The organism is Mycolicibacterium tusciae (genome assembly GCF_002086795.1).
In the GTDB taxonomy this organism is placed as follows: domain Bacteria; phylum Actinomycetota; class Actinomycetes; order Mycobacteriales; family Mycobacteriaceae; genus Mycobacterium; species Mycobacterium tusciae.
In genome coordinates, this window is sequence record NZ_MVIM01000007.1 from 305,418 (window position 1) to 325,922 (window position 20,505).

At 64.3% G+C, this 20,505-nt stretch carries 19 protein-coding genes and 1 pseudogene; 8 read left to right on the forward strand and 12 right to left on the reverse strand.

The annotated features are described in order from the left end of the window. Window positions 1-42 precede the first annotated feature (42 nt). Together BST47_RS15935 and BST47_RS15940 are read right to left on the reverse strand one after the other, a co-directional pair. On the reverse strand, window positions 43-1,431 hold the full coding sequence (locus BST47_RS15935) for a WS/DGAT/MGAT family O-acyltransferase (RefSeq protein WP_083126473.1): 1,389 nt from the start codon (window positions 1,429-1,431) through the stop codon (window positions 43-45). Between the two features lie 36 nt (window positions 1,432-1,467). Further along, window positions 1,468-2,331, reverse strand: a complete 864-nt coding sequence (locus tag BST47_RS15940) for an alpha/beta fold hydrolase (protein ID WP_234809729.1) — start codon at window positions 2,329-2,331, stop codon at window positions 1,468-1,470. Between the two features lie 156 nt (window positions 2,332-2,487). Between BST47_RS15940 and BST47_RS15945 the strand changes: the two genes are divergently transcribed. Beyond that, window positions 2,488-3,219, forward strand: coding sequence for a ZIP family metal transporter (locus BST47_RS15945; protein WP_083126474.1), 732 nt, complete (start codon window positions 2,488-2,490; stop codon window positions 3,217-3,219). Between the two features lie 194 nt (window positions 3,220-3,413). After that, window positions 3,414-4,667, forward strand: a complete 1,254-nt coding sequence (locus BST47_RS15950; protein ID WP_234809730.1) for a YihY/virulence factor BrkB family protein — start codon at window positions 3,414-3,416, stop codon at window positions 4,665-4,667. Between the two features lie 12 nt (window positions 4,668-4,679). Here BST47_RS15950 and BST47_RS15955 read toward each other — a convergent pair whose 3' ends face one another. After that, window positions 4,680-6,146 (reverse strand): APC family permease, encoded by a 1,467-nt coding sequence (locus tag BST47_RS15955; protein WP_083126475.1) that lies wholly within the window; start codon window positions 6,144-6,146, stop codon window positions 4,680-4,682. A gap of 167 nt (window positions 6,147-6,313) precedes the next feature. After that, a complete protein-coding gene (locus BST47_RS15960) occupies window positions 6,314-6,940 on the reverse strand; it encodes a class I SAM-dependent methyltransferase (protein ID WP_083126476.1) in 627 nt (208 codons plus the stop codon). Window positions 6,941-7,205: 265 nt separating this feature from the next. On the opposite strand from BST47_RS15960, the gene BST47_RS15965 reads away from it, so the two are divergent. Both BST47_RS15965 and BST47_RS15970 read left to right on the forward strand, forming a co-directional pair. Beyond that, window positions 7,206-7,592 (forward strand): DUF4174 domain-containing protein, encoded by a 387-nt coding sequence (locus BST47_RS15965; RefSeq protein WP_234809731.1) that lies wholly within the window; start codon window positions 7,206-7,208, stop codon window positions 7,590-7,592. Then, the gene (locus BST47_RS15970) at window positions 7,592-8,266 is read left to right on the forward strand and encodes a CIA30 family protein (protein WP_083126478.1); all 675 of its coding nucleotides are present in this window, start codon (window positions 7,592-7,594) and stop codon (window positions 8,264-8,266) included. Before BST47_RS15965 ends, BST47_RS15970 begins: the two co-directional genes overlap by 1 nt. A 26-nt stretch (window positions 8,267-8,292) precedes the next feature. Here BST47_RS15970 and BST47_RS15975 read toward each other — a convergent pair whose 3' ends face one another. Beyond that, window positions 8,293-9,255, reverse strand: coding sequence for a GlxA family transcriptional regulator (locus BST47_RS15975; RefSeq protein ID WP_083126479.1), 963 nt, complete (start codon window positions 9,253-9,255; stop codon window positions 8,293-8,295). A 149-nt stretch (window positions 9,256-9,404) separates the two neighbouring features. On the opposite strand from BST47_RS15975, the gene BST47_RS15980 reads away from it, so the two are divergent. Together BST47_RS15980 and BST47_RS15985 are read left to right on the forward strand one after the other, a co-directional pair. Further along, on the forward strand, window positions 9,405-10,397 hold the full coding sequence (locus tag BST47_RS15980; RefSeq protein ID WP_234809732.1) for a zinc-dependent alcohol dehydrogenase family protein: 993 nt from the start codon (window positions 9,405-9,407) through the stop codon (window positions 10,395-10,397). A 377-nt stretch (window positions 10,398-10,774) separates the two neighbouring features. Further along, window positions 10,775-11,206 (forward strand): hypothetical protein, encoded by a 432-nt coding sequence (locus BST47_RS15985; RefSeq protein WP_083126481.1) that lies wholly within the window; start codon window positions 10,775-10,777, stop codon window positions 11,204-11,206. A 15-nt stretch (window positions 11,207-11,221) separates the two neighbouring features. Here the strand turns inward: BST47_RS15985 and BST47_RS31520 are convergent. The 5 genes and pseudogenes from BST47_RS31520 to BST47_RS16005 form a co-directional block, all read right to left on the reverse strand. Then, a pseudogene (locus BST47_RS31520) lies at window positions 11,222-11,302 on the reverse strand (DUF309 domain-containing protein); the annotation flags it as partial. A 30-nt stretch (window positions 11,303-11,332) separates the two neighbouring features. Beyond that, window positions 11,333-12,142 (reverse strand): alpha/beta fold hydrolase, encoded by an 810-nt coding sequence (locus BST47_RS15990; RefSeq protein ID WP_083126482.1) that lies wholly within the window; start codon window positions 12,140-12,142, stop codon window positions 11,333-11,335. Window positions 12,143-12,257: 115 nt separating this feature from the next. Then, the gene (locus tag BST47_RS15995; RefSeq protein ID WP_083126549.1) at window positions 12,258-13,970 is read right to left on the reverse strand and encodes an alpha-glucosidase; all 1,713 of its coding nucleotides are present in this window, start codon (window positions 13,968-13,970) and stop codon (window positions 12,258-12,260) included. After that, window positions 13,967-14,971, reverse strand: coding sequence for a glycosyltransferase family 4 protein (locus BST47_RS16000; protein ID WP_207568618.1), 1,005 nt, complete (start codon window positions 14,969-14,971; stop codon window positions 13,967-13,969). The genes BST47_RS15995 and BST47_RS16000 overlap by 4 nt, the downstream gene beginning before the upstream one ends. A 69-nt stretch (window positions 14,972-15,040) precedes the next feature. After that, complete coding sequence (locus BST47_RS16005) at window positions 15,041-15,835, reverse strand: hypothetical protein (RefSeq protein WP_083126484.1); 795 nt, start codon at window positions 15,833-15,835, stop codon at window positions 15,041-15,043. A 413-nt stretch (window positions 15,836-16,248) separates the two neighbouring features. On the opposite strand from BST47_RS16005, the gene BST47_RS30725 reads away from it, so the two are divergent. Together BST47_RS30725 and BST47_RS16010 are read left to right on the forward strand one after the other, a co-directional pair. Continuing rightward, window positions 16,249-16,386, forward strand: coding sequence for a hypothetical protein (locus tag BST47_RS30725; protein WP_165799801.1), 138 nt, complete (start codon window positions 16,249-16,251; stop codon window positions 16,384-16,386). A gap of 90 nt (window positions 16,387-16,476) precedes the next feature. Further along, on the forward strand, window positions 16,477-17,397 hold the full coding sequence (locus BST47_RS16010; RefSeq protein WP_207568619.1) for a DUF1295 domain-containing protein: 921 nt from the start codon (window positions 16,477-16,479) through the stop codon (window positions 17,395-17,397). Window positions 17,398-17,640: 243 nt separating this feature from the next. On the opposite strand, the gene BST47_RS16015 is transcribed toward BST47_RS16010, so the two are convergent. Then, entirely contained in the window at window positions 17,641-18,885 is a 1,245-nt protein-coding gene (locus BST47_RS16015; RefSeq protein WP_083126551.1) for an AlbA family DNA-binding domain-containing protein, read from the reverse strand. A 241-nt stretch (window positions 18,886-19,126) separates the two neighbouring features. Further along, entirely contained in the window at window positions 19,127-20,500 is a 1,374-nt protein-coding gene (locus tag BST47_RS16020; RefSeq protein WP_337360518.1) for an LAGLIDADG family homing endonuclease, read from the reverse strand. Window positions 20,501-20,505 lie beyond the last annotated feature (5 nt).

The following is a 20,505-nucleotide window of genomic DNA, read 5'->3' on the forward strand; positions in this document are numbered from 1 at the left end:
GTCCCAAGGATGGTCACAAACTAGGCGAGCAGAACCGTCGGTTCAGCGGTATAGGCCGGCGGCTCTCAGCAGTTCGGTGAACGCGCCGACGAACGCTTCGGTGAGTTCGTGGGCGTCCCGGAAGATGTTCTGGTCGGCCAACACCGCGACGCTCAACTGGTCGGCATAGCTCCAAACCGTCATGTTGAGCGCAGCGCCGGCAGCCAGCGGCCCCACGGAGTAGAACTCGGTCACCACGGCGCCGGCGACCGTGACACGTTCGCGAGGTCCGGGGACGTTGGACACGATCAGATTGAACAGCTGGTTGGGGGCCTCGCGCCGTGACATCCAGCGAAACGTCGCCCGTGTGATGGCCGGCGGCACGAACTCCAGCCACTGACCCACCAGAGTGGGGCCAAGCAGCTGGTGGTCCTCCTTGGCGATGTGTGTGGAAGTACGGATGAGCCGCAGCCGCTCCATCGGGTCGCGGGCCTGAACAGGAAGCGAGACCAACATCGTGGCCAACGCGTTGCCACTGATCCTGTCCGGCGACGTGTCCGTGGCGGTGGGAACCGACGCGATGAGCGGCTGGTCGGCGGGTTCGCCGTGGTCAAGTAACACGCGCCTCAATGCGCCGGCCGTCGTCGTCAACACCAGGTCGTTGATCGTGACGTCCAGCCCCTTGCTGAGAGCCACCACTTCGTTCAGCGGGACGCTGGCGCTCGCAAAAACCCTTGTGGCCGAGAGCTTTTGATTGAAGAAGGTGGGCGGCGGCTTGAACTTTCCGGCCAGTTCCGGGTGCCGGTCACGCTTCCTGGCTCGAGACTGCAGCCGGTAGGCGCCGATCAGTCCTGCCCGCACCGCCGAAGGCAGCGCCCGTAGCCGCGCGAAGTGATCTCGCACCGCGAATCGCACCACTTCGACTGACGTCGGCGGAGCCGAGGTCGCGCTGGTGCGGCTCTGCCCCGATCCAGTGTCGAATCCCTTCACTGTCCGCGCCATGAGATTGGCGGAGGCGACGCCGTCGGCGAGCACGTGGTGCACCTTGCCGATGACCGCGACCCGCTGATCTGCCAGGCCTTCGGCGTAGAAGAACTGCCACAGCGGACGGCTGCGGTCGAGGGGTGTCCCGGCGATGGTGCCGATCACGGCGTCGAGTTCGTATCGGCCGCCGGGCGCTGGGACCTGCACTCGCTGCAGGTGATACTCGAGGTCGAGTTCGGCGTCCTCTCGCCAGATCGGGCGATGCAGACGCCAGGGGGTCTTAACCATCTGATAGTGCAACGGCTCCAGAACGTCGAGGCTGGCGCGGAAGACATCGCAGAACGCGTCGAATGTCGCCTCGCCTTCGAAGCCCGTGGTGTCGACGATGGCCACCTTCAGGGTGTGCTGGTGCACGTTCGGCGTCTCGCTGCTCAACAAGAGCAAGTCCCACCCGCTGAGTCGCTTCACCGCCGCTCCTCCCCTCGCCCGGAGGCCCTCGCGCAACTACTTGGCGGTGCGCTCGGCCACGCTCGGCGATGGAAGTCGGCGGTGTACCGATTCGATCGCCCGCCGAAGCCCGGGGACGAAAACAGCCGGCTGCAGGGTGCACCCCGCGTGGCCGGCCTCGACCGTCACCATCTCGGCGTCAGGTATGCGACTTGCCAGCCACTTCTGCCGCTGGACGCCGAAGGCACGATCTTTGGCAGTCACCAGGACCGATGTTGGGACGTCGATCTCGCCGACCCATGTCGTCGAATCAAACCGGACCACCTCGGCGATCGCGCGGGTGATGCCCCCCGGCGAGGTGGCGCGGAACTGACTCAACACCCACTGGTGGTCGGGGAGCAATCCACCTGTCACCGGTGCCGAGGGCCCGCAGCGGCGGGGCGAGGGGCCGAGCGCCTCGATCAGCGAGGCGAACACGCCGGTGGCCAACCTTTCGTAGCGAGCGCGGCTAACGGCTGCCGCAGCGGCGCACAGCACGAGGCCGTCGACCCGTTCGCGATGCCGTTTCCACACCAGTTGCGCGACGAGCGACCCCATCGAATAGCCGACCGGCACGAAGCTGGGGATGCCCAGGGCATCGGCGAGTGCCGCCACGTCGTCAGCACAGTCCTCCAGCAGGACGCGGGGCGCCGAGATGCCTTGCCCGTGGCAGCGCTGGTCGAACACCACGACGCGGCCGAATTCGCGTACCACGTCCAAGGCGGGATACCACGTCATGAGCCCGGTGCAGGCCAGTGAGTGCAGCAGCAGGTACGCCGGGCCGTCCGAGGGGCCCGAGTCATAGACATACGTGCTGCCCCGGTTGGGCAGATCGATGACCCGCCCTTCCGGAATCCGGCCGACCGGTGCCAACGCGGGCACCTTCGGAAGCCGCGGCAGCGGGAGACCTCGAGGAGGCCAGAAGCCATCGATGGGTCCATTCAAACACTCTGGAGAAGTCGAGTGGCGGCTAAGGCAAGTTATCCGGGGCTCACCGGGGGAATGCAGTACTGCACGAGGTCGGCAGAAGGGACGCCCATGCTCACAGCTGTGCTGTTCGGACTGGCGGCGTCTAGCGCGTTGGTGATCGGTGCGGCCATTGGCGCGCGCTGGGATCTACCCAAGAAGGTGACCGGTGTGCTGCTGGCTTTTGCCAGTGGCGCCCTCATCTCCGCGCTGGCCTTCGAGCTGTTCGAAGAGGCCTTCCATCTGGGCGGAGCGCTGCACTCTGGCCTGGGCCTGCTGGCCGGAGCGGCTGCGTTCGTCATCGCGGACAGTCTGCTCGATCGTTATGTCAGTGGACATTCCGGCCCGGAGCAACGTGAAGTGGTCACCGAGGGGGCTCGCCGAGGTGTCGGCCTGGCGCTGTTGGCCGCGGTGACGTTGGACGGTGTGCCCGAGAATCTGGCGTTGGGTGTCTCGTTGGTGGGCGGGGCGTCGATTTCGCTGTTGGTGGCGATCTTCTTCTCCAACTTGCCCGAGTCGCTAGTTGGTGCGATGTCGATGCGCCATTCCGGGATGGGCGCTCGAGCTGCGATCGGTGTCTGGATGGCATGCGCGGCGCTGCTGGCGGCAGCGGTGGTCGTAGGCAGGGTTACCGCCGGACAATTGAGCGATCCCGTGTTGGCGGTGGCGCTCGCATTCGCGGGCGGCGCGGTGTTGGCGTCGCTCGCCGACACGCTGATGCCGGAAGCGTTCGAACATGGCCGGCCGCTCAACGCGTTCGCCACTGCGGGCGGATTCTTCCTGTCTTTCGTTCTCGCCGGCTGAATCCGGCGACTCACCGCGACGCCTCGTTTGTCATGCGATCGCGATCTCCGGCCAACACATTTACGCGCGAGGCAGTTTCGTCGACCTTCCTTCCGGGCATCTGCGTGGCGAGGCCCAGCGCGCTGGGTGATCGACAAGGCGTGAGGACGTGAGGCTGTGACTGGACCCGGCGTGTTGGCGGGGCGCCGTCGCCGATGAGTCACCGTGGCGAAACGACCCTTGGGCCGTCGTGGCTCAAGTGGTGGATGGGGGCGATTGGTGGGCTGCTGGCCGGCCTGTTGGTGAGTCGATGGCGGAATCGGTCGCCCGGGGACTCGGTCACCGCGTGGGACGCGACGTCTGTCGAGACCACCTCGGCAGCGTCCGTCCGCCCCGCAGCCGACCGTGATCTTCCCGAACCCGACGCCAATGAAGACACCCAGGATGCCCCTGACCCAGAAGACCCCTCCAAGCCGGATTCACCCACCGATCTCAAGAAGCGTTCGGTGTTGTTCGTGCTCCGCAAAACAGCGCGGGAGTTCAGCACCGATCAGTGCACCGACCTGGCCGCAGCGCTGACGTATTACGCCGTGCTTTCGCTGTTCCCCGCCTTGGTGGTCGTGGTCTCGTTGCTCGGCGTGTTCGGTCAGGGGCAGCGCACCACCGAGGCGGTCTTGCAAATCGTGGACGATCTCGGCCCGGCCTCGGCGGTTGACACGTTGCGCGCACCGATTCAGCAATTGGTCGAGTCCCCGTCGGCCGGTGTCGCGCTGATCGTCGGTATCGCCGGTGCGTTGTGGTCGGCGTCGGGTTACATCGGCGCCTTCGGTCGCGCCATGAACCGGATATATGAAGTGGAAGAAGGCCGACCGGTCTGGAAGTTGCGGCCGATTCAGTTGGCGGTGACCCTGGTCGGGCTCGTCGCCGTGGCCGCGGTGGCGTTCATGCTGGCGGTCAGCGGACCGCTCGCCCAAGCGGTCGGCGACGCCATCGGAGCGGGCGAGGTCGCGCTGACGGCTTGGAACATCGGGCGCTGGCCGATCGTCCTGATCTTCGTGATCCTGGCGGTCGCCGTCTTGTATTACTCCTCCCCCAACGTCAAGCAACCAAAGTTCCGGTGGATCAGCATCGGGGCCGGGGTGGCGATACTGGTTTGGGTTCTGGCGTCGGTTGGGTTCGGCTTCTACGTCGCGAACTTCGGCAGCTACAACAAGACCTACGGTGCGCTGGCCGGAGTCATCGTGTTCCTACTCTGGTTGTGGATCACCAACTTGGCACTGCTCTTCGGAGCTGAACTGGACGCCGAACTCGAACGCGGCCGCCAACTGCAGGCAGGCATCCGTGCCGAACGTGATCTGCAATTGCCGCCTCGCGACAACCGGGTCGCCCTCAAGAATCAGGCGAAAGAAGAACAGGACGTCGAGCGCGGCCGGGCCCTACGGGAATCCCGCGGCCAAGAGGACGACTAATCGGCGGGCGCTCTACCGGCTACTCGAGCCCGTCGCCAGCGCTCGACGCTCCTTGAGCGCGTCCAGCAACCGATGTTCAGCGTCTTCGCCCGGCGTGATACGCGTTGGGATGCGAAGCAGGAAGAACGCGCCAAGCGCCCACCAGACACCGAACAGGATCCACGGCGGCACGTCGAGGAACGCCGGCATGCCCGGCAGGTAGAGGCTCAGCAGCCCGATGCACAGCACGACGGCGGCGCCGCCGATCAGCAGGCCGCCGTTGCCCTTGCCCCCGACCCGGAGCGGCCGATCCATCAGCGGCTCCCGGCGGCGCAGCACGACGAAGACGACAGCCACCAGCAGGTAGGCAATGACGATGCTGGGAGAGCCGGAGTCGACGAGCCAGCCGAGCATCGCCTCGCCGAGGAACGGGGCGACGACGGACAGGCCACCGATAAACAGAAGCGCGTTGATCGGGGTGCGGAACTTCGGGTGCAGCTTGCCGAACCATGCGGGCAGCATGCCCGAGCGCGCCATCGAGTACATCAGACGCGAGGCGCCGAGGAGCAGCGAGTTCCACGACGTGAGGATGCCGGCGATGCCGCCCGCGATCAGGAGCTTCGACATGAAGTCGCTGCTGAACATCGCGCCGAACGCGTCCGCGGTGGCGATGTCCGCCTCCCCGAGTTCGGCGGCGCTCATCGCCGACGAGGTGGTCAGAATGGTCATGACGTACCAGATGGAGGCCAGGAGCACGGCGATGACGACCAGGCGTCCGATCTGACGGGCAGGGATGTTCACTTCCTCCGCGGACTGCGGGATGACGTCGAATCCGACGAACAGGAACGGCACCACCACGAGCACGGCGAAGAACCCTGTGGTGCCGCCGGTGAAGAGCGGTTCCATGTTGTTCGTCGAGCCGCCGGTGAAGGATCCGACGACCAGCATCAGGCCGATGACCAGCAACAGCACCACGACGAACGTCTGTGCCACACTCGCGAACTTGACGCCGAGGATGTTGATCGTGGTGATGACGACCGCGGCGATCGCGCCGACCAGCGCCCAGGTGAGATAGACCTGGCTGCCCGCGACCTCCCACAACGGAACCTGGTTGAGGCCGGGAAAGAGGTACAGCGCGGTTCTGGGCAGAGCCACCGCCTCGAACATCACGATGGTCACGTAACCGCCGACGATGCCCCAGGAGCCGATGAACGACCACCGCGGGCCCATGCCGCGAAGCAAGAAGTTGTGCTCTCCTCCGGCCTTGGGCATGGCTGCCGTGAGCTCGGCGTACGTCAGGCCGACCACGCCCATGATCACACCGCCCGCGGTCATCGCCAGCACGGCCCCGAGCGTTCCCGCAGAGCCGATCCAGTCTCCGGTGAGCACCACCCAGCCGAAGCCGATCATGGCGCCAAAGCCGAGGGCTAATACATCCCAATTGCCGAGGACCTTCAGCAGAGAGGCGTCTTCGGGTTTATCGACTGCGTTTCTCTCCATTGAGAACACACCTTTCAGGTGCTCGTCTTGGCTACCGCTAAGGGCTGAACTCAAGCTAGCCGATTGTCGGTCCACGTCGATTGCGAAACGGCGCAAGGAGCAGGGCGATGGGAATGCGTGGCCTTTGGTCTCGACCAGCCGTGTTACCGGGCGATTTCAGCCGGCTGTCAGCGAGACGAGGTCTGCGGATTCACCCAGCGCCACTGTCGGGTGGAGCATTCCTGGGCGTCGGGAACGCGATCTCGCACTGCCGCAACCACACCCGGCCACCACTGCTCGTCGTAGTCGTCGCCGGATAGCCAGCCGCCCGGTGCCACCTTCGGCAGCCAGCCGTCAATGTCGGCGAGCACGCTGTCGTACTCGTGGCGGGCGTCGAGGTGTACCCAGGCCAGGGACCCGTCGGTGAAGAGCGCGGCGGCCGCCGGCGACGGACTGACCAACAGGTGTACCCGGTCGGCGAAACCGCACGCGATGACGTTGCGGTGCAACTGCCCGGCCAGGGTGCCGCCGCCATCGGCGACGGCGGCGGCATGAGAGTCTTTGGCCGCGGTGCCCTCGCGCCCACTGCCGCGGCAGTAGTCGACGCCGACCACGGTGAAGTCACGATTGGACTCGCGCACCACCTCGGCCAGCGAGCACAGACTGCGACCCAGGTAGGAGCCGACCTCGACGAACGTGCTGCCGTCCGCGAAGGTGGTCACCGCCTCCTCCTGCAGGTCACGCCAGCCGAACCAGCCGTGGATCTGGGACCAGTGCGATATCGGTGCAGTGTGGTCTTCGGCCTGTGGACTCACGTGTCAGATCCTTTCGGGCAGTGCATCGGTGCAGCACGAATTCGACGCGACGCCCGAGTGACGCGAACTACTCGCTGCCGTCACCTCGACACCCACCATCGGGAGAGTTCGATAAGACCCGGGGGTCGTGTCATTTGGTCTATTCGACCACCGAGCATTAGTCGGTAAAGTCGAAATGACTATGGTCGCGAAGCGCAGTGTTCGGCCTTTGGCGCTCGTGCTAATGGTGTTTTTGACGAGCATCGCCCTCGGATCGGCAACCGCCGTGGCCGACGAACTCGGTGACTATCGCTGGGAACGTCGCCCTCTGCTGGTGTTCGCACCGAGGGACAGCGATCCGCGGCTCGTTGAGACGCTGGGCCGAATCGAGGCCAGTCGCTGCGACTTCGTCGGCCGTGACATGGTGCTTGGCCTGGTGGTGACCGAGGGCAACAGCACGCTGGATGGCCAAGCCATGAACGCCGATGAGCCACAACGGCTTAGAGACCGATATGCGATCGGCGAGAACGCGTTCAGCGTATTGCTGATCGGAAAAGACGGCGGCGAGAAGCTGCGCGTCAACGAGGTGCCGGACCTGTCTGCAATCTACGACCTGATTGATGGCATGCCCATGCGAAGCCGCGAGATGAGTGCCAACCCAGGTCGGTGTTGATGTCAGCGCGGCGGTGGTACCGACGTGGGCTCGTCGGCATCGTGGTCGCATCCTCGGCGCTTCTGGTTGTGTCATGCGGAAGCACCGGGCGAACCGTCAGCGCCGACGAGACGACGGACGTCCCGGAGACTTCTCAATCATCCGCGCAAGCGCCCAGGCCAGAGGGGTCAGGCGTCGGTCTCGTCGACCTCGACGACGCCAGCGAGGTGGGTACCTGGACGACGGTCAACGACCCCGTGATGGGCGGCATGTCCACCTCGAGAGTCACGTTCGGCGATGGTGGCCTCGTGTTCTCCGGTGACATCTCGCTGCAAAACAACGGCGGGTTCGCCTCGGCCCGCAGTCCGCAGGACCCCGATATCGGGCGAAGAGCAACAGGCGCGAAGTCGCTGCGCGTGCACGCTGTGGGCGATGGTAAGACCTACCTGTTGAAGGTGGGCACTGCGGGGCAACCATGGTCCTACATCCAGCGTTTCGACACCGAGGCCGCCGTCGGGCGGATCTACGAACTGCCCATCGAGGGCTTCGAGCCGGTTGGCATGCGACTCGATCCCGCACCCGATGCGCCGCAGACTCTGGACCCCTCAATCATCAGCCAGGTGTCGGTCTACATTCTCGACAAACAGCAGGGCCCCTTCGAACTCAATATCAGCGCGATCGGCGCCACAGCCTGAGAACCACTCCCGCAACAGATTCCGCGTCACGCCCCTCGCCTGAGGGCTCCGCCCGAAAAGGTGGCCCGATACTCGGAAGGGGACACATCCACGATCCTGCGGAAGTGCAGCCGCAGGTTCGATCCGGTTCCGAGGCCGACCCGGTCCGCGATCTGGTCGACGGACAGCCTCGTGCTCTCCAGGAGCTCTCGGGCGGCGTCGACCCGAGCGCGCAAGATCCACTGCAACGGTGTACTGCCGGTCTCTTCGGCGAAGCGGCGCAGGAACGTACGCGGCGACATCCGCGCATGCGCCGCGAGATCATCGATGGTGAGCGGCCGGTCGAGCCGCGCCATGACCCATTCGCGGGTCGCGGCGAGATTCTCACCGCGGGATACCAAGCTGTTCTTCGGCAGATACTGGGCTTGACCTCCGCTCCGATGGGGCGCAGTCACGAGGCCGCGGGCAATCTCGTTCGCCGCGGCGACCCCGAGGTCGCGTCGCACGATGTGCAGGCACAGGTCGAGACCGGCGGCGGCACCCGCCGACGTGAGGATGGGTCCTTCGTCGACGAAGAGCACATTCGGCTCGACTGTGATCTCCGGGTATCGCTCCGCCAGCTGCTCGGCTGCGTCCCAGTGCGTCGTCGCACGGAGACCGTCGAGCAGGCCGGCATCGGCGAGGGCGAAGGCGCCGTAGCAGATCGACGCGATCCGCACGCCGCGCGATGCTGCACTGCGAAGTGCTTCGTGCACCGTTGTCGGCACCTGTCGACCCGCCGGTGCGTAACCGGGGACGATGATCGTGTCGGCTCCAGCCAGCGCCTCCAGCCCACGAAAGACGGCGTACCCGAAGCCCCCATGAGCCGGCACCGTTCCGGCATGAACCCCGCAGAGCGAAACGTCATAGGGGAACCCCGTCTCAGGGTGGAACACCTCCGCCGGGATGCCGACGTCCAGGGGGAGAGCACCGTCGAGCACGAGGACCACCACCTGATGGGGTCGGTCCATCAAAGCACCGCCGAGCTGTCACTATCCTCGCGCATATTGGCAATCTTGCCACTGGAGCGGACCTGGCTGATACCGAACACTGATATGACGTCCATTCGGCGCGGTCGCGCCGACACTCCAGATGAGGAATTCCGATCATTGCCGACACCATGAAGGCCGTCGTCCTTGCCCAATTCGGCGGTGCGGACGCTTTCGAATTGCGCACCGTCCCCGGACCGAAGGTCCAACCCCGCCAGGTGCGGGTGCGCGTCCATGCGACCGCCGTCAACCCGCTCGACTTTCAGATCCGTCGCGGAGACTACGCAGACTACGTCCCTCTCCCGGCGATCATCGGACACGACATCTCCGGTGTGATCGAAGAAGTCGGATCCCACGTGACCGAGTTCCGCACAGGCGACGAGGTCTACTACACACCCAAGATCTTTGGCGGTGCCGGTTCGTATGCCGAGCAGCACGTCGCCGACGTCGACCTGGTCGGCCGGAAGCCGGAGAATCTCAGCCACCTCGAGGCGGCAAGCCTGACACTCGTCGGCGGGACGGTGTGGGAGTCCCTTGTGACGCGAGCTCAGCTCACCGTGGGTGAGACCGTCCTCATCCACGGCGGCGCCGGGGGCGTCGGCTCGATCGCGATCCAGGTCGCGAAGGCGATGGGAGCACGGGTGATCACCACCGCGAAAGCAGCCGACCATGAGTTGGTGCGCTCGCTCGGAGCGGATGCGGCGATCGACTTCACGTCCACCGACTACGTGGATGCCGTTTCCGAGTTGACGCGAGGCCAGGGAGTCGACGTCGTCTTCGATACGATCGGCGGCGACGCGCTCACCAGAAGTCCACTGACGCTTGCAGACTCCGGTCGCGTGGTCAGTATCGTCGACATCGCGCAACCGCAGAACCTCATCGAGGCGTGGGGCAAGAACGCCGCCTATCACTTCGTCTTCACTCGGCAGAATCGCGGCAAGCTGGACGCACTCACCAACCTGATCGAGCGCGGCCTCGTGAAGCCGGTCATCGGCGCGACCCTGCCGCTCGCGCGAATGGGTGAGGCTCATGAGCTCTTGGAGAACAGACGGTCGTACGCACTGCACGGCAAGGTCGCGATCGACGTGGCAGGCGACACTGTCGCCCTGCCCGCTCGCGTCTAGCGGGCCAGCTCCTGTAGCTGCGCTGTTGAGGCCGTCGGCCTGATCCGCGAGGGTGGTGCGGATGCTGATATAGGCGCACACTAGGTGGGCAGCTCTCGATTCCGACAGCGATCCGTGTCCCCAGTTGCTCCGACTCCGGGTTAGACGCACGCCACCCACTTCATCCAACAGGTCGGCGGAGGAATCTCGTTGATGACTCTCCTGGATTCAACTGCGGAGGTTGCTTTAACCGCCGCCACGGCTCATAGCTGGCGACGCACTGAGCAACGCACACGAACTGAAGGCCCGCTTGGCTTTCGCGAGCGGATCACGCGAGACCGATCTGGCTCACCCGCAGGATCGTTGATGCACTAGAACGTCGAAAGAAGGAGACCAGGATGTCAGAACATTGGGGAATCACCAGAGTCGGCAAGCTGGAGGCCGTAGTAGGAGAAACGCTGCAGGACTGCATCATTCGACTTCAGATCCTGCCGCTGCCCCCCGTCGCCTGGACGGATTGCTTCCTACAGTCCGCTAGAGGGCTCCAAGTCAACATCACCGGTACCGAAACCCACCCCGACAAAATCGAAGCCATCGCACATCCCGCCGATGTCGAAGACGTCCTGAACAAGATCGACTTCGCTATCGAGAAAGCCAACAACTACGTCGAAAAGGTCACACATTCCCGGCGGCCAGTCGTCAGCGATGTCACCGCTGATGAAGCCGGCGAGAGACAGAGACTGCAGGCTGAGCTCAACCAACTCGCGGACAGACTCTCCAAACCCGAATTCGCCGAAGGCTATCCGCTACCCCGCGTCGGGGGGTACTAGCCGCTTGACGTCGGCGGGTGGAAGCGGGCGACCGAGCGCGTCGCGGGGACGGCGGATTTGCGGCTGGCCCGCTTGATCGCGATCGCGTTCAGTCACGCGCTCCTCATGGCACCGAGACAGATCCTCCTAGCGACTCGCGAATGAGGACGGCAACTTGCAGAAGTCGGCGATTAGCGCGGTGACCTTCTCGGCCAGTTCGATCTGCGGGTAATGGCCAGCCCCAGGCAACGTCACGACTGTGGCTTGCGGCACGTGGGCGCGCACGAGTTCGGTCCAGGGGGAACCCTGCCCAGGTTCGAGCGACACGCGCTCACGCGCGGTGTCCATTGTCGTGCTCTGGATCGCCAGCAGCGGGACGCGGACCGAGTCGAGTGCGCTCTCCACCTCGCGGGCATCCCATCCGGCCAGGTTGGTCAGCAGGTGCCTGCCGATGATCGCAGGAAAGCCGAGCGCACGCTGGACGATTGCATGAGCGAGGATGGGGTCGCTTGACGGGACGAACATCGATTCGAAGAACTGCCGCATGAATCGCGAGTAGCCGTCGCCGGTGAGTTCATCGGCCATGGCCTGCTCGGCGGCTGCGGGATCTCCATCACCGATACGGCTGCCGTCGACGAGTATCAGCCCTGCCACTACGCCGGGCGGTGCTCGGCGGCAAGCCTCTAGGACTACGCGACAGCCCATACTGTGGCCCACGAGAATCGCCGGCGGCAGCGCCAATTCCCTCAGCGCTCGGCTTAGCGCACCCCCGTACGCCTCGATAGTGCAGTCCGTCGGTGTGCCCGGGCTGGCACCGTGCCCGGGAAGATCGCATACGACCACGGTCGTCCTTGTCTTGAACGAATCGACCTGCGCCCGCCAGTCAGTTGCATCGCAAGCAAGCCCATGCACGAAAACCAAGGGCGGACCGCCGGAGCCGACCTTCGCTATGCGCATGCTCGAAACTCCTTTGCCGCGAGCGCAGATGCCTGGTCTCTCCGCGATCACAACGGCCCGTTCGTACGACGCTCAGGCTGTTGAAGCTACCGGAAACGATTCTCTTATACGCTAATTAACGCCATCGCATCCGCGCGGACAAATAGAAGCGTGCGTCCCAGCCGGCCAGGTCGAGCCACCTCGACGTCACGGTGACAGGGGTTTCAGGCAAATTGGCGAGCAGTAGGTCGGCCGCGATCCACTGAGGGCCGACATCGACGGTCCGGGAATCGCGCCCGCAGTTCGCGATCATGAGCAGTTTCGCCGTCGACGTCATTCTGGTGTAGGCCCAGATCTGCGGGTCATCTTCCATGAGTGGTGTGAAGTCACCGTCGACGAAGATCGGCAGTTCGTGTCGTAGACGAATCAGTGTCTGATAGTGGGTGAAAACCGAGTCCGCCGAACTGATCTGGGCCGCGGCGTTCAACCAGGTGTGGTTGGGGTTGACCGCCAGCCACGGATCGCCGGTGCTGAAACCGGCATTCGGCCCCGCGTCCCATTGCATGGGGGTGCGGGCGTTGTCGCGGCCGATCTTCGCCAGACCGGACAGCGCCGCGGCTTCGTCGCCGCCGAGTTCGAGGACGCTCTTGTGGAAGTTCACCGCCTCTAGGTCCCTGTGGTCATGCACCGTTCGAAACGGATAGTTGGTCATTCCCAGTTCCTCGCCCTGATAGAGGAACGGGGTACCGCGCATGCCGTGCAGAACGGTCCCGAGCGCCTTCGCCGAAGCTGCCCAGTACCGCGGGTCATCGTCGCCGAACCGGGACACGACCCGGGGCTGATCGTGGTTGTTCCAATACAAGCTGTTCCATCCGGTGTCAGCCAACGCGACCTGCCACCGATGCAGGGCTTTCTTCAGAGCAACCAGATCGAGACCGACGTAGTCGAATTTGCCCGCTGGGCCGTGGTCGACGGATACGTGCTCGAATTGAAAGACCATGTCCAACTCGGCCCGGTCCGGATCCGTGTAGAGCCGCGCTTGTTCCGGTGTGACACCTGGCATTTCGCCGATCTTGATGAACTCGCCGTCACGGCCACCGAAGACCTCGCGGGTCATTTCGGCGAGGTACTCGTGCACGTGCGGTCCATCCGCGAATTCGGAGAAGGCGACGACGTATCGCTGCCCTTCAGCCGCCGCTGCGTCGGGCAACCCTTCAGCCTTGGAGATGAAGTTGATGACATCCATCCGGAAACCGTCGACACCGCGTTCGACCCACCAGATCATGGTGTCCTGGACTGCTTTTCGCAACTGCGGATTATTCCAGTTCAGGTCGGGTTGCTTTCGGTCGAACAGGTGCAGGTAGTACTGGCCAGTGGTCTGATCCCATTCCCACGCCGAGCCGGAGAACAACGAGCCCCAGTTGTTCGGTTCGGCGCCGTCACGGCCGTCGCGCCAGATGTACCAATCCCGCTTCGCGTTGTTCTGCGAAGAACGCGACTCGACGAACCACGGGTGCTCGTCGGAGGTGTGGTTGACCACCAGGTCCATGACCAACTTCATACCGAGTTCGTGCACCCTGGCCAGTAGCGTGTCGAAGTCGGCGAGTGTGCCGAAAAGCGGATCGATATCGCGGTAATCGCTGATGTCATAGCCGTTGTCGACATGTGGCGAACGATAGACCGGCGACAACCAGATGACGTCGATCCCGAGCGCCTGCAAATGGTCGAGGCGCCCGATGATTCCTCTCAGGTCGCCGACGCCGTCACCGTCGGAGTCCGCGAAGCTGCGCGGATAGATCTGGTAGACGACGGCGGATTTCCACCAGGCAACGTCGCGCGGTTCGGTCATCGCCACTCTGCGATTACGTTGCGGTACACCGCGACATATCTGTCGATCATGTCCGAGACCGAGAACCGTTCGGCGGCGAGGTCGGCGATGGCGTCTCGGTCGAGCTGACCGGCTGCAGCGACGGCGGCCACCGCCGAGTCGATGTCGTCGACGAGAAATCCCGTGGTCCCATCCGAGATCAACTCTCCCATCGAGCCTCTCGCATTGGCGATCACCGGAGTCCCACAGGCCATCGCCTCGACCACGCTGTAGCCGAACGGCTCATCGAAGTCGATCAAGTGGAGCAGCGCGTGCGCACTTCCCAACACATCGGTGCGCGTGCCGGCATCGACCGGGCCGCGATAGCGCACCTGTTCGCCGTCGACGTGTGGCGCGACTTCGTCGCGGAAGTACTGCTCGTCCTGGATGATTCCCGCGATGTCGAGCCTGCGGCCGCATCGGCGGGCGACCTCGATCGCGTGGGCGGTGCCTTTGTCGGGGTGGATCCGACCGAAGAAGAGCAGATGCCCGCCCGGGTTGGGATGGGTCGCGAACCGGTCGACGTCGATGCCGTGGTGAATCGTCGCGGCGTAGTGCAGGTTCGGGTGCCGATCGGCGTCGCTGATCGACACGTACGCGGTGGTGCTGTCGTAGCGCTCGTAGACAGGAACGATCCTGTTCGAGGAGAACCCGTGGATCGTGGTGACCACCGGGATGGTGACGAGGTCGCTGTATGTCAGTGGCAGGAAGTCGAACCCGTTGTGGATGATGTCGAAATCGCCGGCGCGCTCGAACACCGAAGCGATGTGCAGGCATTCTGCGACCTTCGCGTCGATCGTCGAATCCTCAGACCAGCCGACCGCCGCGGTCGCATGCAAGGCAGCTGAGGTGATCGAGTCAGCCGTGGCGAACAGCGTGACGCGATGGCCGGCCGCCACCAGCCCTTCGGTGAGCAACGAGGCGAACTGCTCCCATGGCCCGTAGCCCCGCGGCGGTGTCCGCCAGGCGATCGGCGCCAGCACGGCAACTCGGATCGGGCCGCCGGGGTCGTCTTGAATGGGAATGTCCCCAGGCTACCCGCGCCAGTTCGGTCACAGCGTGTGGGAAGCGCCGTCCGAGGTCTGGTTGGCCTGCCTCGAGAACGCGATCACCGACTCGTTGTCCGGCATGTAGCGGACATCCAGCACCTTGCCGACCTGCATATTTCCGATCTCGTGCGGGGCAATGAATTTGGTCGTTTCGGTGGTGAACATCGACCCATCTGGGCGCGTGACCGCCACGTCGAGCACCACCCGCGTCCAATCGTGGCGCACATCTCCCGACACAGTCACGTTGCGCACGACGCCCTGCGCCCGCACGCCCTGGCGGGCAACCGCGAGCATCTCCGGCGTGGTGAGACCCTTTCGGATCATCGACTGGTCGTAGACCTCCTGCGCCGCGGCCTGATCGTCCGAGCGATCGATTTCCACCCGGTCCAGACGGTCGGGCAGGTAGCGGACTGGGAGCACAATGCCGGGACGGAGCAACGCGAGTTCGGTCAGCGGGACGACGAGCTTCGCCTGTGATTGAAAGGTCTTGCCATCGATGGTCTCCACGTTGAGGTCAATTCTGACCTGCGGCTGTTCGTTGATGTACGTGCCCGTCTGGCTGACACCCTGGACGGTCGCCATGCCGAGCGCGGCATCCCGAAACGCTCGGCTGTTCTGCCCCGAGAGCGCGGACCGGAGCCCGTCCCCTACGAAGAAACCGAGCACAAAGACAGCGATCCCGATTGTCACCATGATTATCGCGACGACAAACAGCAGGCCTGTGCCCGTGCTGAATGCGAGTTGCAGGCCGCCGAAAAACAGCAGTGCGGCGAGTATTTCGATTACGACTTTCTTCATGACAGGCCCCTTGTCTTGCTGTCGTCTGTCCCTGTCGCGGCTCGGTCAGAGCCGTCAACGACAGTCTCTGTCCCCTATGGGCGTTTACCGATCCCGGGTCGAGGCCGTCATCGATTGCCACGGCTGAAAGGGCCTGGCGCGCTGACCATCACAACCGCTTCTACGCTCGATTTTTGTTCCTCAAGCGGACTCTAGAATGTGCACCACCCGGTAGCTGGGGTAGCGCATTACCCCACCTTCACGCGTCGGCGCAGTGCACTACCCCAGCCGCGGGTGCGGCTATGGACCTTTTTCATCGGCTGCAGTGAGCACCGTGACCACTGGGCCGGAACCGAGGCGTCCCTGGATGACCATCGGGGATACATGGACGGCGCCGTGCGCGCCGGAGAGCGGCCGCCGCCGAAGTACGCTCCGTGCTCTGGGTACGCCCCATCGTCCTCAACAACGGCCGTTACGTCATCGAAAACGCCGTCGGGTTCGCCAACCCCGCGTCAACTTCACCGGCGATGCCGTGGGGTCCGTCGCGCGGGGCGCACCGCAACCGAGACTAAGCTCGCTGCGGTGTCGACCATGCAAGAGGCGAAGCGGCGAGTCAACGTCGAGGTTCTGATCCGCGCCGCACAGGACTGCGTGAGCGTTCAATGAGCACCGGGCGCTCGTCCAAAGCGCGGTCGCTGACCATCGTCGCCGTCGCCTACGTGATTGCGATCGCAGCCGGGGCGGCATGGTTGGTCGCAGGCCCTGCCACCGGCAGGGCCTGGTTGGACGCATTCATCGCCGATGTGCTCGCCACCGGCGTGATCTTCGTGTTCAGCCGGGCCTTCAAGAATTCCAGCTTCTACGATGCCTATTGGAGCGTGATACCGCCGCTGTTGCTGCTCTACTGGTGGCTGGTCGCCCCAAACCCCGACACCCTGCGATCCCTGCTGATCGCGATCGTCGTTGTGCTGTGGGCGATTCGGCTCACCGGCAACTGGCTCTACGCCTTTCCCGGCTTGCACCATGAGGATTGGCGCTACCCGAAGTTCAAGGCGAGTGCGGGCCGTTGGGAGTTTCTCGTCGACCTGTTCGCCATCCATCTCATTCCCACGGTCCAGGTATTCCTGGGCATGATCCCGGTCTACGTCGCGGTGACCCGCCCAGGACCCGGTCTGCAGTGGCTGGCCTGGTTAGCCTTCGTCGTGGGCATAGCGGCGGTGGCGCTCGAGTTCGTCGCGGACCTGCAGATGCACCGATTTGTCGCGGCGGCCCGGCCCGGCGAGGTAATGGACCGCGGATTGTGGAGCTGGTCGCGGCATCCAAACTATTTCGGGGAGTTCAGTTTCTGGCTGTCGCTGGCCCTGTTCGGCGTCGCCGCCGCCCCCGCGGACTGGTGGTGGCTAGGCATCGGCGCGGTGGCAATGCTCGCCATGTTCCTCGGCGCGAGCATCCCCATGATGGAAGAGCGCAGCTTAGAGCGGCGACCGAACTACGCCGACGTAGTCAGCCGGATACCGCGGTTCGTGCCGCGGCCGCCACGCGCATCTCGACGAGATCCTGGGATACACAAGGGCTCCAGTTGATCTTGCAGCGACGCCGTCGCGCAGAGTACGGGTCAACGCTGCCGCCGTCCGAAAATGACGTAGGTGTCGGCGCAGGAAGAGGCGCTCGCGTGCGAGGCGTTGATCGGCGGCGTAGCTAGGGCCTGGTCTGCAGGATGTGATGGACCACGCAGCGTTGCGTTGGGATGTCGTTGAAGGACGGCGTGGACTTCGTCTTCAGCGTCGCGACGGGGGGACTGGGATCGATCGCCGGGACCCCGGCTCTTAGGTCTCGGTCTGATCAGGATCCGTGATTACGTGAAGGTAGGTGATCCCGCCCTGGTTCACGCAGTCCTGGGCTAACTGGTGCACTTGGCGATGGAACTCGGTGTCAGCGGCGGCAGCGTTGATGGTCGATCGCGCTGGAGTGAAGGTCGATAGCGGGGTCGAAGCCCCGTCGTACGTGTAACCCATGCCGTCCACCGTCAACACACAGAGGGGCTGCTCGCCTGCCCATACGACTCCCACGCACACGTCGTACTCCCCGTGGTGCAGCGCCGTTGCGGTCGCGCGGATCAATGCGGTGAAGTCTGCAATGGCGGCCTCGATCGCCCGAGCCTCTACCTCCCAACCCTCGAAATTACCGTCACCGCTCTTTCGGTGCCCTCCGACAGCTGCCGTGAGCGTGACCGAGCCCTCGTGGTGCACACTCGCCCACGCCTCGCGCCACCGCGACCCGTCACCGGTAGCGGCGCTGGGTGCGACCCACCGTCGCAGACCGGGCCTGGGGTAGCGGTCGACATTCTGGAGCGGGTGCATGCCGTTGCGGTTCGAGTAGCTGAGCGCGATCGTTTCTGCCCGCGCGAAGATTGCTTGTGCTTTTTCATGGCAGGGGCGAACGAGCGTCCCCGGTATACGCGGGTGCGCAACAGCGATCAGCCAGGCCCGGTTGGCGGAGTCGCGACCAGCCGCGGCCTCGGCGTACAGCGTGTCCACCGCCTCGGTAGCCCGGCGGCGTTCATCAAACCGCGCCCGGTACATGGCTTCGATCTGCCTTTCCTTCATCCACACGGTGTCGGCGTTGTTGCGGATCGGGGCGCCGAAGTACTCGCCCCGGTAGATGAGGTGCGGACCGTCCACGCTCGCAGGCACGATCACCGCGACTGCGCGAGGGTTGACCCCGAGCCGGTGAACTTCCAGCCCGAACACCGGCGGTGTGATCGCTGTGATCGCGGCGCTATGGAGAGCCCGCTCGTGAACTTCGGTGAACTCGCCCGTATCCGTGCGACCGGTCGGCGCTTTCTGGTTCTCTTCGACCCCGTACACGATCATGCCGCCGCCGCTGTTCGCCATCGCGGCGATGTCTTTCGGAAAGTCGGTCTGTGGAAGGCCTTTCGCCGGAGGGAGTTCCGACTTCCAGTCGAGGTCGTCGGCCTCGGCCACGCCCGCTGCGACAGCCGCCTCAAGGATCTCGTCGGTCAGGGTGCTCGGCGGCAGACCGAGGGCGCGGTGCAGCGGAGTGAAGGTCACCGCACCAGGATAAGTACCGCCGGCCATTACTCTCCGGTCCTGCTTTTGCTGAAGTCGGCACACGGCGGCATCCGACCAGACGTTATGGAACACCGCGCGCCCGCCGCTCCCAACTCAGGGGCCAAGGCGTACTTGATGACAGAGAAGGCCGGATAGGTCCTGCATGACTTCTGCGCCGGAGCAATGGAACCTTCGCGACACCAGCCTTCGTAATAATGAGCCGCCGATACACCAGATTCGGTCAACGAGAATCGCGACAAGCGGAACTGGTACGCGACAGCGATTTGTTAGTTTGTGTTGGCTCGACGCGGGTTGTCGACCGCGTCGCACCGTCGCCCTGTGCAGTTCCGACAAAAACTCCCTGTACCACTACACATTCCGCTCCCGATACCGTCATGGCGTACACGTCCTGCTCACCCTCGGGAGTGAGCTCGACGACCCTGTCCCAGAACACGTCGTTGTTCGTGAGGTCGTGCAGTGCCGCGTCATCGAGGATGGCCGCGGCGCGGTGGAGTCGGCCACGGCTCGGCGACCGCTTCCACATCGCTGACCCGCTGAACTTGGTTCCCATTGCTTCGGCGAATGCGCGGTGCGTCATCCGTTTATCTGACAATGCTTTCCGCACCTGATGCCACACTTCGCGTGGCACCGTGTCGACGTTCTCATTGCCCTTTACACTTCCCAGGTTGCACAACACCTCGCGAGCTGCGAAGTACTTCAGTCCTTGCGCGCCGACAACGTGAAGAAATCGTCGTTGATTATCGACTCCAAATATGCGTAGATGCCATGCGTCGCGGTACTCGCCCTGACCAACACGGTAAAGCCGCGTCGAAATACTAAGGCGCGCCAGCAACTGTCGAACGTCGTCGACGAGACGTCTACTAGTCGACGCGTAGTAAATGTTGGCAAGTCCGTACCGAGAGTCCCATGTGATGCACCCGTCGGTCGCCCACAGATGACGCAGGAACAACGCGACTTGATCGTTCGGAGTGGAGAAAACGTCGGGCGGGACGAATTTCTCGTAACTGCGTTTTCCGAAAAGCCCCAGCTTGTCGAGCCAGGCGGCAATGGGATTGCGGACGCCGTGCGTCAAACGATACGGCGCAGGCAGTCGTAAGGTCGTGACCCTCGCCGCTGCGTAGTCGTCTCGTTTCGCACTGACGCCGAAGTGCTGGGCCGCACTGGCGACCGCACGGAGATTCTCCTCGTCGATACTCGCGTACCTGATGGGTTGATTCCTGACGCATGACCCGTCGCCGATCATGTGCGCGAGCAGAATCAACTCCGCGTCGACCATTGGTTGTGTCCCGATCGGTTCCGGCACACGCCGCGGTACCGCTACGCGGTCACCCACGGCCACCCGACTCAGCGGAGTCCATCCGGCCAGCGTCATCAGCGCTTGCTGAGCATCAATTGTTAATTGCCGTCCCGACGCCAGACGCAGCGAAAAAGCTTCCTTCTTGCCCCCGGGCACGATGTCCGTGACTGTCCGGAAAGCGATCCGCCTGCGGCCATCGAGCGTCCACACTAGGGGCGGACGACCCAGACGGACCAACTCTTCGATCGTAGCTTCGGCGCCGATGTCCGCCCGGAGAATTCGCGAGCTTCCTAGCACACGCA

Excerpts from the sequence above, each read along its gene's own strand:
- BST47_RS15945 (WP_083126474.1), top strand. The coding sequence starts at position 2,488 with ATGCTCACAGCTGTGCTGTTCGGACTGGCGGCGTCTAGCGCGTTGGTG.
- BST47_RS15950 (WP_234809730.1), top strand. The coding sequence starts at position 3,414 with ATGAGTCACCGTGGCGAAACGACCCTTGGGCCGTCGTGGCTCAAGTGG.
- BST47_RS15955 (WP_083126475.1), bottom strand. The coding sequence starts at position 6,146 with ATGGAGAGAAACGCAGTCGATAAACCCGAAGACGCCTCTCTGCTGAAG.
- BST47_RS15970 (WP_083126478.1), top strand. The coding sequence starts at position 7,592 with ATGTCAGCGCGGCGGTGGTACCGACGTGGGCTCGTCGGCATCGTGGTC.
- BST47_RS15975 (WP_083126479.1), bottom strand. The coding sequence starts at position 9,255 with ATGGACCGACCCCATCAGGTGGTGGTCCTCGTGCTCGACGGTGCTCTC.
- BST47_RS15980 (WP_234809732.1), top strand. The coding sequence starts at position 9,405 with ATGAAGGCCGTCGTCCTTGCCCAATTCGGCGGTGCGGACGCTTTCGAA.
- BST47_RS15985 (WP_083126481.1), top strand. The coding sequence starts at position 10,775 with ATGTCAGAACATTGGGGAATCACCAGAGTCGGCAAGCTGGAGGCCGTA.
- BST47_RS15990 (WP_083126482.1), bottom strand. The coding sequence starts at position 12,142 with ATGCGCATAGCGAAGGTCGGCTCCGGCGGTCCGCCCTTGGTTTTCGTG.
- BST47_RS15995 (WP_083126549.1), bottom strand. The coding sequence starts at position 13,970 with ATGACCGAACCGCGCGACGTTGCCTGGTGGAAATCCGCCGTCGTCTAC.
- BST47_RS16005 (WP_083126484.1), bottom strand. The coding sequence starts at position 15,835 with ATGAAGAAAGTCGTAATCGAAATACTCGCCGCACTGCTGTTTTTCGGC.
- BST47_RS16010 (WP_207568619.1), top strand. The coding sequence starts at position 16,477 with ATGAGCACCGGGCGCTCGTCCAAAGCGCGGTCGCTGACCATCGTCGCC.